Source organism: Ciceribacter sp. L1K22 (assembly GCF_017599385.1).
GTDB lineage: Bacteria > Pseudomonadota > Alphaproteobacteria > Rhizobiales > Rhizobiaceae > Allorhizobium.
Genome location: NZ_JAGFPK010000001.1, coordinates 1,412,559 through 1,430,509, shown reverse-complemented (window position 1 = coordinate 1,430,509; position 17,951 = coordinate 1,412,559). Strand labels below are relative to the sequence as shown.

13 protein-coding genes are annotated in these 17,951 nt (G+C 62.7%); 9 read left to right on the top strand and 4 right to left on the bottom strand.

What is annotated here, in order from left to right; all coding sequences use genetic code 11:
* The first annotated feature begins 114 nt into the window (after positions 1-114).
* On the top strand, positions 115-1,407 hold the full coding sequence (locus J5J09_RS07145) for an Hsp70 family protein (RefSeq protein WP_208548975.1): 1,293 nt from the start codon (positions 115-117) through the stop codon (positions 1,405-1,407).
* Positions 1,408-1,509: 102 nt separating this feature from the next.
* Positions 1,510-1,725 carry a hypothetical protein gene (locus J5J09_RS07140; RefSeq protein ID WP_208548974.1) on the top strand — a complete coding sequence of 72 codons (216 nt, stop codon included), beginning with the start codon at positions 1,510-1,512 and terminating at the stop codon, positions 1,723-1,725.
* Between the two features lie 9 nt (positions 1,726-1,734).
* On the opposite strand, the gene J5J09_RS07135 is transcribed toward J5J09_RS07140, so the two are convergent.
* Complete coding sequence (locus J5J09_RS07135) at positions 1,735-4,968, bottom strand: type ISP restriction/modification enzyme (RefSeq protein ID WP_208548973.1); 3,234 nt, start codon at positions 4,966-4,968, stop codon at positions 1,735-1,737.
* A gap of 134 nt (positions 4,969-5,102) precedes the next feature.
* On the opposite strand from J5J09_RS07135, the gene J5J09_RS07130 reads away from it, so the two are divergent.
* From J5J09_RS07130 to J5J09_RS07120, 3 genes are all read left to right on the top strand, one after another.
* Positions 5,103-5,993 carry a uracil-DNA glycosylase gene (locus tag J5J09_RS07130; protein WP_208548972.1) on the top strand — a complete coding sequence of 297 codons (891 nt, stop codon included), beginning with the start codon at positions 5,103-5,105 and terminating at the stop codon, positions 5,991-5,993.
* A gap of 144 nt (positions 5,994-6,137) precedes the next feature.
* Positions 6,138-6,323 carry a hypothetical protein gene (locus tag J5J09_RS07125; RefSeq protein WP_208548971.1) on the top strand — a complete coding sequence of 62 codons (186 nt, stop codon included), beginning with the start codon at positions 6,138-6,140 and terminating at the stop codon, positions 6,321-6,323.
* A gap of 106 nt (positions 6,324-6,429) precedes the next feature.
* On the top strand, positions 6,430-6,594 hold the full coding sequence (locus tag J5J09_RS07120; RefSeq protein WP_208548970.1) for a hypothetical protein: 165 nt from the start codon (positions 6,430-6,432) through the stop codon (positions 6,592-6,594).
* Positions 6,595-6,676: 82 nt separating this feature from the next.
* Here J5J09_RS07120 and J5J09_RS07115 read toward each other — a convergent pair whose 3' ends face one another.
* Positions 6,677-7,558, bottom strand: a complete 882-nt coding sequence (locus tag J5J09_RS07115; protein ID WP_208548969.1) for a hypothetical protein — start codon at positions 7,556-7,558, stop codon at positions 6,677-6,679.
* A gap of 352 nt (positions 7,559-7,910) precedes the next feature.
* On the opposite strand from J5J09_RS07115, the gene J5J09_RS07110 reads away from it, so the two are divergent.
* The gene (locus tag J5J09_RS07110) at positions 7,911-9,158 is read left to right on the top strand and encodes an MFS transporter (RefSeq protein ID WP_208548968.1); all 1,248 of its coding nucleotides are present in this window, start codon (positions 7,911-7,913) and stop codon (positions 9,156-9,158) included.
* Positions 9,159-9,218: 60 nt separating this feature from the next.
* Here the strand turns inward: J5J09_RS07110 and J5J09_RS07105 are convergent, their stop codons facing one another.
* A complete protein-coding gene (locus J5J09_RS07105) occupies positions 9,219-10,157 on the bottom strand; it encodes a DMT family transporter (protein ID WP_208548967.1) in 939 nt (312 codons plus the stop codon).
* A 318-nt stretch (positions 10,158-10,475) separates the two neighbouring features.
* Here J5J09_RS07105 and J5J09_RS22950 point away from each other — a divergent pair, with 318 nt between their 5' ends.
* Both J5J09_RS22950 and pepN read left to right on the top strand, forming a co-directional pair.
* Positions 10,476-11,585 carry a methyl-accepting chemotaxis protein gene (locus J5J09_RS22950; RefSeq protein ID WP_208548966.1) on the top strand — a complete coding sequence of 370 codons (1,110 nt, stop codon included), beginning with the start codon at positions 10,476-10,478 and terminating at the stop codon, positions 11,583-11,585.
* Between the two features lie 185 nt (positions 11,586-11,770).
* Entirely contained in the window at positions 11,771-14,422 is a 2,652-nt protein-coding gene (pepN, locus tag J5J09_RS07095) for an aminopeptidase N (RefSeq protein WP_208548965.1), read from the top strand.
* A gap of 85 nt (positions 14,423-14,507) precedes the next feature.
* On the opposite strand, the gene J5J09_RS07090 is transcribed toward pepN, so the two are convergent.
* Entirely contained in the window at positions 14,508-15,395 is an 888-nt protein-coding gene (locus J5J09_RS07090; RefSeq protein ID WP_208548964.1) for a DUF4344 domain-containing metallopeptidase, read from the bottom strand.
* Between the two features lie 231 nt (positions 15,396-15,626).
* Here J5J09_RS07090 and J5J09_RS07085 point away from each other — a divergent pair, with 231 nt between their 5' ends.
* Positions 15,627-17,939, top strand: a complete 2,313-nt coding sequence (locus tag J5J09_RS07085; RefSeq protein ID WP_208548963.1) for a PAS domain-containing sensor histidine kinase — start codon at positions 15,627-15,629, stop codon at positions 17,937-17,939.
* Positions 17,940-17,951: the final 12 nt, after the last annotated feature.

Here is a 17,951-nt window from a genome sequence, read left to right as displayed (position 1 = left end):
TTGCCTCGAAGAGACCTTCATGCCAAAAGGCCGGCCTCGCAGTCAGGGCTTGATGCCCGCCTTTCGCCGGCCTTGCCGGTTCATCGACGATCACGGACAGAAGGAGCGGCAGTCATGGCTGAGGCGCTGGGGCTTGATTTCGGCACGACGAACACGGTGCTGTCGCTCGCGGCAAGTGCGGATGAGACGCAGTCGCTCGCCTTCACCTCGCCGGCCGGCACCACGGACAGCATGCGCACCGCGCTATCGTTCCTGAAGGACCCCCAGCTTGGCGCCCGCGCGCTGAAGGTGGAGGCCGGACAGGCGGCAATCCGGGCCTTCATCGACAATCCCGGCGAATGCCGCTTCCTGCAGTCGATCAAGACCTTCGCCGCCTCGCCGCTGTTCCAGGGCACGATCGTGCATGGCCGGCGCTTCCAGTATGAGGACCTGATGGAGGTCTTCCTCAACCGGCTGAAAACCTATGCAGGCGACGGTTGGCCGGGGGGCATGCGGCGTGTCGTGGCCGGCCGGCCGGTCCATTTCGCCGGCGCCAACGCCGATCCGGCGCTCGCCGTCGAGCGCTACAACGCCGCACTCGCCCGCCTCGATTTTCCCGAAATCCACTATGTCTACGAACCGGTGGCGGCGGCCTTCTATTTTGCCCGCACGCTGCAGACCGACGCGACCGTGCTGGTCGCCGACTTCGGCGGCGGCACGACGGACTATTCGCTGATCCGCTTCGAGAAGTCGGCGGGACGGCTGTCCGCCCGGCCGCTCGGCCATTCCGGCGTCGGCATCGCGGGCGACCAGTTCGACGCCCGCATCATCGAGCATCTGGTGGCGCCGGAGATCGGCAAGGGCAGCCTGTTCAAGAGCTTCGACAAGCTGCTCGACGTGCCCAGCAACTACTACATCAATTTCTCGCGCTGGAACCAGTTGTCCGTCTTCAAGACCTCCAAGGAATATGCCGACCTGAAATCGCTGGTGCGCCAGGCGGTGGAGCCGGACAAGCTGGAGCTCTTCATCGACCTGATCGAAAACGACGAGGGTTACCCGCTCTACCAGGCGGTCTCGGCGACCAAGATGGTGCTCTCCTCGGCGGAAGAGGCGGAGTTCTGCTTCGCGCCGCTTGGTGCCGCCGGCCGCAAGATGGTGAAGCGCTCCGATTTCGAACGGTGGATCGCCGGCGATCTCGCCGAGATGGAAACGGCGCTCGACAGCCTGTTTTCCAGCACCGGCACCACGGCGGCCGATGTCGACCGCGTCTTCCTCACCGGCGGCACGTCCTTCGTGCCCGCCGTCCGGCGGATCTTCTCCGAACGCTTCGACGGCTCCCGCATCGAAAGCGGCGGCGAACTGGTCTCCATCGCCCATGGTCTCGCGCTGATCGGCGAGCGCGACGACATCGGCGAATGGACGGTCTGATCGCGTCGGCCGGTCACCGCGGCCCCGGCATCGGTCGCATGCATCCGAACTTTTAACGCTTCCCCCCTATCCTTCGGCCTTAGCTAAAGGAGAGGCGGGCTTATGGTGGTGGCGAAACTCGGGCTGATCGTGCTCGGGTCGCTTTCGCTCCTGATCGGGTTCATCTGGGTCGGTCAGGGGTTCGGCAACTATCCGGTGTCCGGGGCGACCATGGTGGTCGATCAATCGGAATGGATCGGCCGGGGCATAGCCGCCCTGGTCGGCGGCTTTGCGCTGCTCGTCTGGTCCGAACTCCTCCAGCGCCGCCGCCGGCGGTGACGGACCGCCCTAGCGCCGCGCCGCCTTCATCGCCTCGACAATCTCCATGGTCTCGACCGACACGCGGGTCACGCGGGCGATCAGGTCGATCACATGCTCCTTGTAGTCGGCGAAGCGATAGGTGTTAAACTTCTCGCGGATGGTCGGGTCCTTCGGCGTCTTTTCCTTGTACTGGTCGAGAATCCATTCGAGGCCAGAGCGGTTGCCGAGCCGGTAGTCGAAGGCTTCCTTGGGAATGCCTGACAGCGTGGTCTCGCTGTCGATGCGGATCACGCCATTGTCGCGGTCGGCCTTCAGGATTGTCTTCGGCGAAACGCCGGCGGCGCGGGCGCCCTCGTCCGGCATGTCGGTGCGGGCGATCGGCCAGGGCTCGACCGTCTCGTAGCCGATATGCAGGTCCATCAGCCGCCTGCCCCAGTCCGCCCAGGCCCGGAAGTCGGGATAGAAGGGAATGCGCGGGAAGTCGCGCTTAAGGTTCAGCGCGTATTTTTCCCGATAGACCGGGTCGTGCAGCACGCCGTAGACATAGTGGAAGATGTCTTCCTTGGTGATGGCGGCGGCTTTCTTCGATCTCCCCCCTTGTGGGGGAGATGCCCCGACAGGGGCAGAGGGGGGTGACGCGGCGGGCTCGGAGGCTGAAACCGAGGATATCGCGTCCTCTCCCTTCGAGGCCGCCTGCGGCGGCACCTCAGGGCGAGGACTTCCGCCATCCTTGCCGTAAAACGCCCGAAACTGCTTCAGCCCCCAGTCGGTGATATTGTCGACCCGCTCGCCATCGGCGGTGTAGCGGTAGAGAGGGGCACATACCGTTCCAGCGGCTGGGCCAACCAAATGAAGGTCTGGCAGATCAACGACACTTAACGTCATCCACGGTTTTTGAGCTGCGGGATCGCTGAACGTCAGAACGTTGTTTTGGACATTCGTCCCGACAGGAAAGATAGAGTCCTGTTGATAGATACAATGGGTTAGGACGCGATCATAGTAGGTATACAACTTCAGGAACGGTCGATAGGCAGCTGTTCTGATTTTTCTTTCCTCAAACTCCACCTTGGTGTCGTTGCGTAAAAAGCGCTCAAGTTCCCTCGCCCACTTTATTTCGCGAGAAACCCAATCGCCGGTTCCTAAAGATTGATCTGTAGCCTTCCAGCGCGTTCGCTCAGACTCGTAAACTTGGATGAAGTAGCGAACTTTATTCTCCAAGTGAATCCGATCATTGTCGTAAACCCATTGATCTCGCGCTGTGACAACGCCGAGTGAGAACATTGAAAACACCGCACGCTTACCTGACGCGGTTCGTGCCCCTTTGCTTGCTTTGTCCACGACCGGAATGAAGTCATCCCAGTCATTCTCCGTCAGATTGATCCAGTTACCCTTCTTGTCCGGCTCCACCCGCTCGAAGCCCATCGTCGAAAGCTTCGCGGCGCCAAGAAAGGCGAGCTTGTCCGCCGCCGTGTCGAATTCCGGCCGGCGGGCGTAGAAGATCTTGCAGCCCTTCTGCTTGCGGCGCTTGACGAGGAAGGAGATCGCCACGCCCGTCTGGATGCCGAAGACATTGTGCTTGGTGCCCGAGAGTTTCGGGTTGGCGCGCACGTCGCCGCCGAGATCGACCACGTAGACCTCGTTGAATTCCTCGGCCACCGCCTTGCGGAAGCCATCGAAGGTGCGGCTGTCGATGAAGGAGCGGTTGGTGACGAAGGCGAGCACGCCGTCGTCGTGCATGCGGTCAGAGGCCCAGCGAAAGAAGCGGGCATACATGTCGTAGACCTTGGTCTTCTGCGCCGTTGAGAGCCGGATGTAGCTCGACTTGATCAGCTCGTCGACGCGCGGGTAGGTCCGGTTCTTGTTGTTGTCGTTCTCGTTCTGCTGGTTGGCATTATACGGCGGATTGCCGATGATGACGGAAATCTTCCGCGCGTTCTGGCGCTTGACGCGCTCGATGTTCTCGTCCGACAGCGCCGCGAACATGTCGTGCTGGTGGCCGGAGCGGATTCCGAGCCCCTCGACATTATCCAGCGTGTCGACGAAGCAGAGGTTGGGGAATTCGGCGAACTGGCCGGTAATTGCCGCATAGGTCGCCTCGATGTTCAGGTTGGCGACGTAATAGGGCAGGATCGCCACCTCGTTGGCGTGCAGCTCGTTCTTGTATTTGTGCGCGAGCTTCCTCGGGTCGCCGCGAAAATATTCGAGCAGTTCGCAGATGAAGGTGCCGGTGCCCGTCGCGGGGTCGAGGATTTCCACATGCTCGTCGACGAGGTTCCTGCCGAAATGCGTCTGGCAGAGCCAGTCGGCGCCCTCGATCATGAACTTGACGATCTCGTTCGGCGTATAGACCACGCCGAGCCGGTCGGCCTTCTTGGTGTCGTAGACCTTATAGAAGTTCTCGTAGATGACCTTGAGAAAGGTCTGCTTCTCCGAGTGGCTGGAAATCTGCGCGGCGTTCGCCCGGATCGCGGCGTAGTAGGCTTCAAGCCCTTTCAGCGTCTCGCGCTTCACCGCGCCGGTGAAGAACTTGTCCTCCAGCTCGTAGAGTTCATGGGCGATGTTGTTCTTGCGGTGGAAATCGCTGTCGTTGAACACATGGGCGAAGATTTCCTCCGTCAGGATGTGCTGGATCAGCATTTCCCGCACATCGGCCTCGCCGAGCGTCGGATTGATCGTCTCCTTGCACGTGTCGAGAAAGCGGGCGGCGGCGGCGCGGAAGGTGGCGTTTTCGGCATAGGCCGTCTCGATGCGGGCTCTCAGCGCGTCGAGCACCGCCGGCAGGTCGGCCTTGAACTGTTCCACCGCCTTGCGGAATTCGGCGATTTCCGGCCGCTCGTAGGAGAAGAACAGCGTGACGAGACGGAGCAACGCATCCGTGTCGGTCATCGAGGCGCGCATCACCTCCTGCCGGTTCTGCACCAGCACGGCGACCTCGGAATTCTCGAAGATGATGTTGTCCTGCGGATAGCCCTTGGCGAACTTCTTGCGGATTTCCTCGTCGAGGTCGTCCTTGGTGTCCTTCGCCTCCCAATAGCCAAGCGGCACGCGGATGTCGTGCAGCACCGTGCCGTCGGGGTAGACAGTGGTCTTCAAGGCCGTCTCGAAAGGCAGTTCCTCCAGGAAGACCAGCTTGTGCGATGTCGCCCAGGTGTCGAGCAGATGGCGAAAGGCGCGGCGGATCACCTGTTCGTTGACGGAGCCGGAAAATTTCCGGATGCGGTCGATATCGTTCAGATACTGGTTGATCAGTTGCTGGCTCATTCCGCCCCCATTCCGGTCGGACATTAGCCCGAAGCCGACGCCGGAGGAAAGCGTGAATTCGCCGCTGTCCGCAACCTTGGCGCGGCCTCAACGAAACGGTTTCCTTCCTCCCGGCTCTGCTCTAGAACGGAGCCATGATCCCTGCCCGCGACATGACGCCTGCCGAGCTCGCCGCGCTTCTGCATTTTTATGCGGATGCGGGCGTGGACTGGCTCGTGGAGGAGGAGCCGGTCGACCAGGTGGCGGCGTTCCTGGCCGAGAGAGAGGCGAAGACGGTGCTGGTGGACGCCGCGCGCAGTGGCGTGGCGGACGCGACCGGTGCGGCCGGTGCGCCCATAGCCCGCGACCGGCCCGCCCGCGAGCGTCCGGCCGCAAAACCCGCCGAACCGCAGCGCATACAGGCCATGGCGATCCCGGACGAACACGCCGTCACCGATGCGCGTTTCGCCGCCGAGAGCGCGCGGTCGCTATCCGAATTGAAGACGGCGCTGGAAGGTTTTGCCGGCTGCAATCTGAAGACCAGTGCGCGCTCTACGATCTTCGCCAACGGCGATCCCGCCGGCGGCATCATGGTGATCGGCGGCATGCCAAGCGCCGACGACGACCGCGAGGGCGAAGCCTTTTCGGGACGCGCCGGCCAGCTTTTCGACCGTATGCTCGCGTCAATCGGCCTTGCACGGAGCGGGATCGTGCTGACGACCGTCATCCCCTGGCGGCCGCCCGGCGACCGGGCGCCGACCAAGCTCGAGGCGGACATCTGCCGGCCGTTCATCGACCGCCAGATCGAACTCGCCGAGCCCCGGCTGGTGCTGCTGATGGGCAATTTTACCGCCCGCTTCTTCTTCAACGCGCAGGAAACGATCCACGGCCTGCGTGGCCAGTGGCGCGACATCGCCAGCGGCGGCCATGCCGTGCCGGCACTTGCCTGCCTTCATCCGCTGGAGCTCCTCGCCGCGCCGGCGGGCAAGGCGCTCGCCTGGCGCGACCTGCTCGACTTCCGTCGGCGCATCGACAGCGGCAATTGATCGAAAAAGCGGCAGAACATGTCAGCGAAATGACAGAGGCTTGCGTTCAACGCATAGCTGACCCGCGCTCGCTCCGCTTGCCGAATCGATGTTGCAGCGCAATATAGGCAGTGTCGGGAGGACAACGTAGCAAGGAGCCTTGTCGTGACCACCCGTTTCCGTCCCATCCATTGCCAATTCGGCGGTCTGCGTCATGCAGGCGAGCGGATGCGTCCGGGCGATGGACGCCGCGCTTTCGCGTCTCCGACCAACGAGCAGATGACGGCCATGGCGGCCGGCCATTCCACCCGGGTGGCCCGCCCTGTCGCCGGTCTCGCCCGCGTTCTCTAAAGCCGAAGCGCACCTGCCGTTCTGTTGTGCATTGCACAATCTCGACGTCCGCAGCGCGATCGCGTCGGCAACTCGACACCCAACGAGCCATGAAGGAATTGCAGAGATGAGCCAGAAGTTCCGCCCCCTCGCCGCGCTGCGAAACACGCTCGACCAGATCGGGTTCGCCGTCAGCGCCTCGGCCGAATATACCCGCGCCGCGGCCGAGGATCGCCGCAACGGGGTATTGCACACCCGTCTCGGTCAGTCGGGTTCATTCATCCCGCTCTGAGCGGTCATAGCAGCCCGGCGGCGCCGGTTCAGGTACTTTGTAGACGACCGCCCGACCAGTCCGGCGCGGTCGTTTTGCATTTTCATTCGGCCGGCTGCGGTTCGGCGCGCGACTTCAGTTCGGCCCGTGCCCAGTCGAACGCCTCATCGACGATCGAGAATTTGACCGCCTGCCAGCCGCAATATTCGTCGAGGTAGTCGCGGGTCATCCACATATGCGTCTTCTTCGCCTCGTCGTGCCAGGCGAGGCAGCCGAGCTCCACGCCCTTGCGCAGCAGCCGCTGCAAATGCGTACGCGACATCAGGAACCGCCCTGCCATGGCGCGGGCATCGATCCGGCCGAGGTCGAAACGGTCCTCATCGACGCCAACCTCTATCCGGCTGACAATCTCGTCCATCACCAGACCGCCGGATTCCGTCCACAGAAACAGTGCGACGCGCGGCGGCGGCTCGCGCCAGCGGTCGTCGGCGATGCAGTGCCTCGCGATGCGCGGCTGGGCAAGCCGGAAGATGCGTGGCTCGGCCGCGGCCTCGGCTAACCGGTTGCCGTCGTCGACGGAGTCGAGCGCGGCGAGATTGGCAAGAAACCAGTTGTACATCGCCTGCGTGCTGATGTCCGTCGCCTCGAAGCGACGGGGCCGCCTGCCCCCGTCGTCGGCACGCCGCATGTAGCGATAGGCCATCAGCTGATCTAAGAAATTCAGGACCGTATTACGGCTCGCCGCCTTGACCGTCAGGATCATCTCCTTGAGCCGGCCGGTCGTCAGTCCGCTGCCGCCAACGGCGGGATCGTATTCGAGCTGCAGCGCGAATGCTGCCTGGCTGAGCAGCCAGCGCTGGTGGGATGCCATGAAGCGCGACAGTTTCGGATTGCCGTCGAATTGTCCCTGAAGCTGCGTCGCCAGTCCCTTCAGCGCCGTAACGAAGCGCGGCGAGGACTGAAGCTCCGTCGCTGTCAATGCCATGTCAGATCCCCCGGCAGATAATTCTCTCGACCATAGCAACCGGGCCGATCAGATAGGCCGGACCAAAGGCGATCCGGCAGGCATGAACCCAACGCACGTCCCATGATACTCAGCTTCGCCAGCCCCCGCTAACTCTGGCCCATTTTCGGTATCTCGCGGTGTCTTGGCAAGCGGAAGTTTAGAAGAATACGACTTAAATCAAATTTTCTACCGTCGGCTGCGATTGCACTGCGGCAGAACCTCCCCGTGCGGCAACGTTGCGGCCGCAGGAAAGCCTTGGCGTGTCGCAATCGACAGCCCATGCAAAACCGATTAAGGGCAAGCTGAAAAACCTGCTTCTGGAAAGTTACCGATGTTCGCCAGTTTCGCCTCGATCGCCACCCTGATGTTGTCGACCCTCCTGATGATGGCGGGCTTCGGACTGATGAACTTCATGGTGCCGCTTCGGTCCATTTCCGAGGGCTGGTCGACCTTCACCATCTCGGTGATTGCCACCGGCTACACGTTCGGCTTCACGCTGTCGTGCATCGTTACACCCATTTTCGTGCGGCGCGTCGGGCATGTGCGGGTTTTCAGCGCGCTCATCACCCTGCTGACGGTGTCGATCCTGTCGTGCGCGCTCGTCGTCGACTGGCGGGCCTGGTTCCTGTTCCGCGGCATCGCGGGCTTCGCGATCGCCGGTGCCTATCTGGTGATCGAGAGCTGGCTGAACGAACGCGTGACCAACGAAAATCGTGGCGCGCTTTATTCGTTCTACATGGTCACCTGCCTCGTCGGCTCGATCGGCGGTCAGTATCTCGTACCGCTCGGCAATCCCGACGGCTTCGAACTCTTCATCCTGTGCGGGCTGATCTTCTCGCTGGCGCTGTTCCCGACGGCGCTCTCCACGGCGCAATCCCCGGCTCCGATCGCCCAGGCGCGGTTCGACCTGATGCGGCTCTATCGCCGCTCGCCGGTCGCCTTCATCGGCTCGCTCTTGTCGGGCGCGCTCTCCGGCACCTGGGGCAGCCTCGGGGGTGTCTACACGCAGGCGATCGGCATGAACACCGCCCAGGGCGCCACGCTGCTTTCGGCCTTCCTCGCGGGCGGCGCCATCGCGCAGGTGCCGCTCGGGCGTATCTCCGACCGGATCGATCGCCGTTACGTCATGATCTTCTCCGGCGCCTTCGGCTTCCTGTCCTGCGCCGTGATGGCGGCCTTCCAGGGCGTCGGCACCGTTCCGGTCTACATCGCCGGATTCTTCGTCGGCTCCGTTCTCTACCCCGTCTATGCGCTCAATGCCGCGCATGCCAACGACCTGGCCGAGCCGGACGAATATGTGACGATATCGAGCGCCATCATGATCCTCTACGGCCTCGGCACGGTGTCCGGTCCGCTGATGGCGGGCACTCTGATGGAATGGTTCGGTCCGCTCGGCCTCATCTGGTTCCTTGCCGCTGCCTTTGCCGCCTATGCGGGCTACTCCAGCTGGCGCATGACGCGCCGTGTCGGCCAGGTGTCGGACAAGGCGGACTTCCAGGCCATGCCGATCCCGGTGCTTGGAACGGACCCCGCCGGCGCACCGAACACGCTGCTGAGCGACCCCGAGGACAGCCGATAGAGCATTTGCAGCCGAAACGGTCCCGCTTTGGCACCGCGCCTTGCGACAAAGACGAGAACATCACCCTTGCGGCGTCGAGGCCTTGCGCGCGGCGCGGCGTTCGAGGCCCAGCCTGTGTTCGCGATAGATGATGAAGATGCCTGCTGCGACAACGATCGCGGCGCCGGCCGCCGTCGTCAGCGTCGGCACCTCGTCGAACAGGACATAGGCGATCGCCGAGCCGAGGATGATCGATGTGTATTCGAACGGCGCGATCGTCGAGACATCGGCGTAACGGTAGCTTTCCGTCAAAAGCACCTGCCCGATGCCGCCGAAGAATCCGGCCATCGCCATGAGCCCGAGCGCCTCCCATGACAGCACCGCCCAGCCGAAGAACCAGGTGAGCGCCGACAACAGCGAGGCGATCAGCGAGAAGTAGAGCACGATCGTCGGGGTCTTCTCCTCCCGCACCAGTTGCCGAACCTGCAGCATGGCCGCGGCACCGAGCGTGGCGGAGATCAGGACCGATATAGCACCGACGGCGGCGGTCGATTGCAGGCCCTGCTCCTCGAACAGCGTGAGCTTCGGCCAGGAGATGATCATCACGCCCACCAGCCCCACCATCACCGCCGTCCAGCGATAGAGCCGCACCGTCTCGCGCAGAAAGACGGCCGCAAACAGGACGGCAAAGAGCGGCATGGCATAGCCGATGGCGATCGCGTCCGGCAGAGGCAGCAGGACGAGGCCATAGAAGCCCGCCCCCATCGAACAGATGCCGATCATCCCGCGCTTTAAGTGGCCGAGCGGGTTGTTGGTGTGCATGCCGGCCCGCAGCGTTCCCTGCCACGCCAGGTACGCAACGATCGGGACCAGGGCAAAGGCGGAGCGGTAGAACGTGATCTGGCCAGGCGGAACGCCGACACCGCCAAGCTTTATGCAGGTTGCCATGCTGAGAAAGAAGACGATCGAGGTCACCTTCATCAGGATTCCCCGCAGCGGATTGGATTGATCGGGTGGCATGCTCACTCGGCTGACGGCCTTCAATTCGGCTGGGCGGGGCGGCTTTAGCCGCGAGTCTCGACGAAGCAGACGTTCGACGAGCGATAGACTCGCATGCCGGCCGTGGGGAGGCAAGGCCAAAGCCGTCGATGATGCAACGCACCATCAGAGGCCAAAAAGGCGACTTTTTTTGACGATTCAAACCGTTAAAAGTCCCGGAAACGCTGGATTTTAACGGTTTGCAAACCAAGAGATCATAAATTTTATCCAAGCACTCAAGTTAATCAGCCGATTTATACAAGCCCTTTCTTTCATCAGCTTTATCGCGAAAGTAGTTTCATGACCGAAAAGCAGGCCGTCGCAAAGTTAACCGAAGATGTTCCGGTGACCCCTCGAGCGATGCGACTGGTGACGGAAGGCATCGGCACCGATGTCGGACGCTTCAGCGAAGACAATCGCCACGTCGTGCGGCAGATCAGGCTGCTCGCCATAAACGCGCTGATCGAGGCGGCCCGCGCCGGCGAGACCGGCAAGGGCTTCGCGGTGGTCGCCAACGAAGTCCAGCGCCTGGCGCAGAATGCCGCCGATATCGCCGCCCGGTTCCAGGAAAACGTCGTCGGCCGCATCGAGCTTGGCCGCGAAATGGCGGACTCGCTCGTCGAAGAGATGGAGGGCGTGCGCCTGACCGATCTGGCGCAGACGCTCGTCCAGTTCATCGTCCGCAACCTGTTCGAAAGAACCGCCGACGTTCGCTGGTGGGCGACCGACCCGGCACTCTGGCAGGCGCTGCAGGAGCCTACGGAAACCGCCGCCGACTACGCGGCCGAACGACTCGGCGTGATCAACCGTTTCTATACCGTCTATCTCGACCTGGTGATGACCGACGCCAAGGGCAAGGTGGTGGCCTCTGCCAATCCGCGCTACCAGCTGGGGCTCAAGGACCGCAACCTCGCCGAGGACAGCTGGTTCAAGGCCGCCCGTCGTTGCAATAGCGGCGACGATTACGTGGTGGACGAAGTCAAATCGAGCAGCCTGCACGACAACCGCGACATCCTTGTCTACGCCACCGGTATCCGCGAGGGCGGCCGCACCGATGGCGCTCTGCTCGGCACGCTCGGCGTCTATTTCGACTGGCAGGAGCAGGGCCGCGCGATCGTAGAGAAGGAAGCGAACCTCCCGCCATCGGTCGCCGCGCGCACGGAGGTGATGCTGCTCGACGGCAATCTTCGCGTCATCGCCGCCAGTAACCCGGCCCGCCGCTTCACCCATTTCGCGCTCCACAATCCGGGTAGCGCGCCGCGCGGCAGCTACTACGACAGTAATGGCAGCATCGTCGCCTATGCCCGGACACTCGGATACGAAGATTATGATGGGCTTGGCTGGTATGGCGTCATCGTGCAGCAGACAGAATCGGATGAAACCGTCCGCGCCAGCCTCGGCATCAAGTAAAAACAGGAGCGCCAAAGTCCGAAAAAGGCCCGCTCCGGCGGGCAAAATCGGGAATACTTGTCGCGTGTTTTAACAATCGTTCAGAAATTGATGCAATCATCGCCTAGACTTGCCGGCCTCGTGGGAGACTGGCTCCAGGGGCGGAACGAAGCTAGGGACCTAGCTTAAAATAATCAGGACAGACGATGCGAACAGATACGGGCCAGGTCATTCATCTGGCAGACTACCGACCCACCGACTTTGTCTTGGAACGGGTCGATCTGACCTTCGAGCTGGACCCGACGGAGACCAAGGTCGAAGCGCGTCTGATCTTCCATCGGCGTGAAGGTGCCGATCCGTCGGCGCCGCTGGTGCTTGATGGCGACGACCTGACCATGACCAGCCTGCTCTTCGACCAGATCGAGATGGAGACCGATCGCTATACCGCGTCCGCGGACAGCCTCGTCATCCGTGACCTGCCGGCGACCGAACCGTTCGAGATCACCGTCGTGACGATGATCAATCCGGAGGCTAATACCCAGCTGATGGGTCTCTACCGCTCCAACGGCATCTACTGCACGCAGTGCGAAGCCGAAGGCTTCCGCCGCATCACCTATTTCCCCGACCGCCCGGACGTGCTGTCCGTCTACACGGTCAACATCATCGCCGACAAGGAAGCCAACCCGCTTCTCTTGTCCAACGGCAACTTCCTCGGCGGCGCCGGCTTCGGTCCGGACAAGCATTTTGCCGCCTGGTTCGATCCGCATCCGAAGCCAAGCTACCTTTTCGCGCTGGTCGCTGGCGATCTTGGCATCGTGGAAGACACGTTCACGACCATGTCCGGCCGTGAAGTCGCGCTGAAAATCTATGTCGAGCACGGCAAGGAAGCTCGCGCGGCCTATGCCATGGACGCATTGAAGCGTTCGATGAAGTGGGACGAAGAGGTGTTCGGCCGCGAATACGACCTCGACATCTTCATGGTCGTCGCCGTCTCCGACTTCAACATGGGAGCCATGGAGAACAAGGGTCTCAACATCTTCAACGACAAGTACGTTCTTGCCGATCCCGAAACCGCAACCGACCAGGACTACGCGAATATCGAGGCGATCATCGCGCACGAATACTTCCACAACTGGACCGGTAACCGCATCACCTGCCGCGACTGGTTCCAGCTCTGCCTGAAGGAAGGCCTGACCGTCTATCGCGACCACGAATTCTCGGCCGACATGCGCTCGCGCGCCGTCAAACGCATCGCCGAAGTCCGTCATCTGCGCTCGGAGCAGTTCCCGGAGGATGCCGGTCCCCTCGCTCACCCGGTTCGCCCGACGAAATATCGCGAGATCAACAACTTCTACACGACAACGGTCTACGAGAAGGGTTCCGAAGTTACCCGGATGATCAACACGATCCTCGGCGCCGACGGCTTCAAGAAGGGCATGGACCTCTACTTCGAGCGTCATGACGGCGATGCCGCGACGGTCGAGGATTTCGTCAAGAGTTTCGAGGATGCGACGAGTCGCGACCTCAAGCAGTTCTCGCTCTGGTACCACCAGGCCGGCACGCCGCAGATCACGGTTTCCACCACGTACGACGCCTCGGCCAAGACGTTCACCGTCTCGCTCGAACAGATGGTGCCCGCGACGCCTGGCCAGTCGACCAAGGAGCCGATGCACATCCCGCTCAAGTTCGCGCTGCTGTCCGACAACGGTTCGGAAATGTCGCCCGGCGGTATCGCGGGCGGCGAAGTCACGGGCGATGTGCTGCATCTGACGGATCGCGCACAGACACTCGTCTTCTCCGGCATAGGTTCGCGTCCGGTGCTGTCGCTCAATCGCGGCTTTTCCGCCCCGGTCACCCTGCATTTCGCGCAGAGCGATGACGACCTCGGCCTCATCGCCCGCCACGAGAGCGACCTTTTCGCCCGCTGGCAAGCCATCACCGATCTCGCATTGCCGGCTCTCACAGCGGCGGCAACCAATGTCCGCAACGGTGCTCCCGTCGTGGTCGGCGAAGCCTTGACCAAGGCACTGCTCGACATTGCCGGCAACGAGGCTCTGGAGCCCGCCTTCCGCGCCCAGGCACTCGCCCTGCCGAGCGAAGCCGACGTCGCGCGCGAACTTGGTGCGAACAACGACCCGGATGCGATCCGCGACGGTCGTCAGGCCGTGCTCACCGCCATTGCCGTAGCCGGCAAGGACATCTTCGGCGGGCTCTTCGCCTCGCTGTCATCCGCCACGGGGGCATTCAGCCCGGATGCGGCGAGCGCGGGACGGAGAGCGCTGAAGAATGCCGCCCTCTCCTATCTGACGCTTGCGGAAAAGACACCGGTGCTGGCCGCAAAGGCGTTCGCCGAAGCCGACAACATGACGGATCTCGCCCAGGCCCTGACGATCCTGGTCCACAATTTCCCGGATTCGAAAGAGGCGACGGAAGCGCTGGCCGCGTTCGAAAAGCGGTTTGCCGAGAACGCGCTCGTCATCGACAAGTGGTTTGCGATCCAGGCCGCCATTCCGGGCGCCGGCACGTTCGACCGTGTCGTCGCCCTGATGTCGAACAAGCATTACAAGGCTGACAACCCCAACCGGGTCCGCTCGCTGATCGGCTCGTTCGCCTTCTCGAACGCCACCGGCTTCAACCGCCCCGACGGCGCGGCCTATGAGCTGCTGGCGTCGCAGATCCTCGACATCGACAAGAAGAACCCGCAGCTTGCCGCCCGCCTGCTGACCTCGATGCGCTCCTGGCGCCTCCTGGAGCCGTCGCGCGCCGACAAGGCCCGCGCGGCGCTGGTTCGCATCGAATCGGCTGCCAGCCTTTCCACGGATGTGCGCGACATCGTCGAACGCATGCTGAAGGCCTGACGAAGCCTTGTTCCTTCTCCCCGCTCAAGCGGGGAGAAGCCCCCCCGCGGCGCTTAACGTGGGTACGTCCTGAAGACGCCGGCGCCTATTCCTCACCTTCCGCCGCCTCATCCTCGTCGGGATTGTCGATGTACCACTGCGCGTCGAGATTGGCGCTGTTCAGAAGATCCTCGTAGCAGAGCGTCATTTCGCGGTCGCCGGCGCTCCAGAAGGCGTTGGCGACGCCGCATTCGGTCGCTGTCAGACGGATGCCGTCCTTCAGCTTGTACGTGCCGGAGAACACGTCGCGGACCATTTCCAGCAGGCCGGCCTCGACGATCATGTCGCGGAAATACGAAAGATGTGGATCGGTGGTCGGTTTGTACTCGATCTTGAATGCCGTGCTGTCGCCCTCGCCCGCCTTGTGCGGCTCAAGAACCTTTCCCCAGCTCGCCCTCAGGCCTTCGTACTCGTAGACGCACTGCTCCTTGCGATAGTCCGGAAACTCGACCGAATCGGCGAATTCCTCGAATCGCTTCCGGTTCTTTCCCATCATCATGCAGATCGTGTTGTAGGCGCGCTGCTCATCCAGCCCGTGCGTGTCCCAGAAGGCAAGTTCCTCGTCCTCGTCGGCCGCGCCCGCCGTCAGGAACCAGACATTGGCCCAGTCCTCGACAACGACATTGAGCTCCTCGTCCTCGGCCTCCAGAAGCAGGATCGTCGCCAGACCATCGACGGCGTCCTCCTCGCGCCCGAGCACGGGCAGGGAGAGCTCCGACACCAGCATATGGCCGGCCTCGTGGAAGACCGTCGCGATCGCCGTATTGATCACGAACTGGTTGGCCTCCTCGATCTGTTCGTCCCAAAGTTCGGCGTAGAGTTCGGGCTGTTCAGGCTCGACCGCGCCGGCGGTTGCGGCGGCCAGCGACAGCGCAGTCGCACCGATAAGCATCTTCACTGGCGCAAGACACGCCGCCGCGTTGCGAAATCTCATGAATGCCCCCTTCGTCAGCCCCCTGGCTATTGGGTCAGAATAGCCGCCACCGCCTAATCTTTTCTTTCAGATTCAACGCTTTGCCGCGCTGCCGAGAAAAAAAGACGATTCGGATTAAGCACTTAAGATTTTGTTCACCCGTACGGTCTGGACAAGGCGAATCACCTTTGATTCATTGACCGCAGATTCGGGCGAGCGGCGCTTGAATCGCACGAGGGACAAGGCGGGACAATGGCGAACGCGCGGCGGGCAACCGCAGCCGACGAATGGCTGCGGCTGGTGTTTTCACGGGTATCTGGGTACATCGACGAGTTTGTGTCCGAGGGTAGCGTGAGTTCGCGGCGGGCGGAGGTTTTCTTCCGAAGGGCTATCCCCGTTCTCATCGTGGCGTTCCTGGTCGTGCTCGCAACGGCGCGCGCCATCGGCATCCTGGGAGAGCATGCCCGTATGGAGGGCGCCGTCAGGCAGTCGACCGCGCTGTCGGCCAATGTGGCAGCCGCCGTCTTTGCCGAACGACAGGAGGTCTTCGCCGCCGCCGACAGACAGGCGGCCGAGACTTTGCTGAAATCATTCCTGCCGCAGGCGCGTCTCGACGCGCAAGCCTTCGTGCTGCTCATCGACACAACGGGCAAGGTGTTCGCCGGTTCGACCTCGGCGAGCGGCTTCGTCGGCTACAGGCTGACGGCACTGCTCCCGGAAGTCGCAACCGTCCGTCGTTTTGCCGATCGCACCGGCGCAGTCGAAACGCATATCAACGGTGCGCCGCACTATGCCGTGTTCCAGGAGATGGACAGCGGCGCGATGATCGTCGCGGCCCACTCGCTACAGGGGGTCGCCAACTTCTGGCGCGGCGAAGTGGCGCTCAACGTCACGCTGTTCGCCGGCGTCTCGATGATCCTGTTGGTCATCGTCTACGCCTATTTCCTGCAGGCCAAACGCGCCCGGGAAAGCGACGACATCTTCATGGAGTCCAACCTTCGGGTCGAAACGGCCCTGTCGCGTGGACGCTGCGGTCTGTGGGACTTCGATCTCAGCACGCGCCGTCTCTACTGGTCGCGTTCGATGTATGAAATGCTCGGCATGCAGCCCTCCGGCGAGTCGCTCTGCTTCGGCGACGCCGCGCGGATGATGCATCCCGAGGACGGCAACCTCTACGCCATCGCGCGCAAGCTGGCCCGTGGCGAAAGCCGCCACATCGACCATGTCTTCCGCATGCGCCATCACAAGGGCCATTTCGTCTGGATGCGGGCGCGCGCCCAGGTGCTGCGTTCGTCGACCGGCCGCACCCACGTCATCGGCATCGCGATGGACGTCACCGAGCAGCACCGCCTGGCGCAGCGCTATGCGGAAGCCGACCAGCGTCTTGCGGATGCGATCGAATGCACGTCCGAAGCCTTCGTGCTGTGGGACAAGAACGACAAGCTGGTGATGTGCAACGCGCATTTCCAGAAGGTCTACGGCCTGCCGGACGACGTGCTCGTGCCGGGGACCGAGCGCGCGCTGGTACTGGCCGCCACGGTGCGCCCGATCGTCCAGCGCCGGGTCGTCGATCCGGACCAGAGCGGCAATTCGCGCACAACGGAGGTGCAACTCGCCGACGGGCGCTGGCTCCAGATCAACGAGCGCCGTACCCGTGACGGTGGCCTTGTTTCGGTCGGCACCGACATCTCGCAGCTGAAGCGGAACCAGGAACGGCTGCGCGACCAGGAACGCCGCCTGATGGCGACGATCGGAGATCTCTCGGCCTCGCAGAAAAAGCTCGAACGGCAGAAGGAAGAGCTCTCCGAAACCAACGCCAAGTACCAGGCCGAGAAGGAACGCGCCGAAGCCGCCAACAAGGCGAAATCCGAATTCCTCGCCAATATGAGCCACGAACTGCGGACGCCGCTCAATGCCATCCTCGGCTTCTCCGACATCCTGCAGAACGGTATGTTCGGACCGATCGGCTCGCCGAAATACGAGGAATACGCCCGCGACATCCACGAGAGCGGCATGCATCTGCTCAACGTCATCAACGATATCCTCGATATGTCGAAGATCGAGGCTGGCCAGATGAAGATTCGCTGTGAAAGCATCGACATGTCGACGCTGATCAGCGAAAGCCTGCGTCTGACCTCCATGCCGGCGGAGGAAAAGAAGATTCGCGTCGAGCAGCGCATCGCGCCCGATCTCTCCGTCCGTGCCGACCGCCGGGCGATGAAGCAGGTGCTGCTCAACATCCTGTCGAACGCCGTCAAATTCACGAATGAAGGCGGGCGGGTGATGCTGCGGGCGCGCCAGTGCGAACAAGGCGTAACGCTGACGATCGCCGATACCGGTATCGGCATCCCCTCGGAAGCGCTCGGCAAGATCGGCCAGCCGTTCGAGCAGGTGCAGAGCCAGTACGCCAAGAGCAAGGGCGGCTCCGGCCTTGGGCTCGCCATCTCCCGGTCGCTGGTGGCGCTCCATGGCGGCGGCCTGAAGATCCGCTCACGCGAGGGCTGCGGCACCGTGGTGCAGATGGTCATCCCGCACCAGCCGGAGGCCGCGAGACGGCGGGCGTAAGCCTTGGCAACG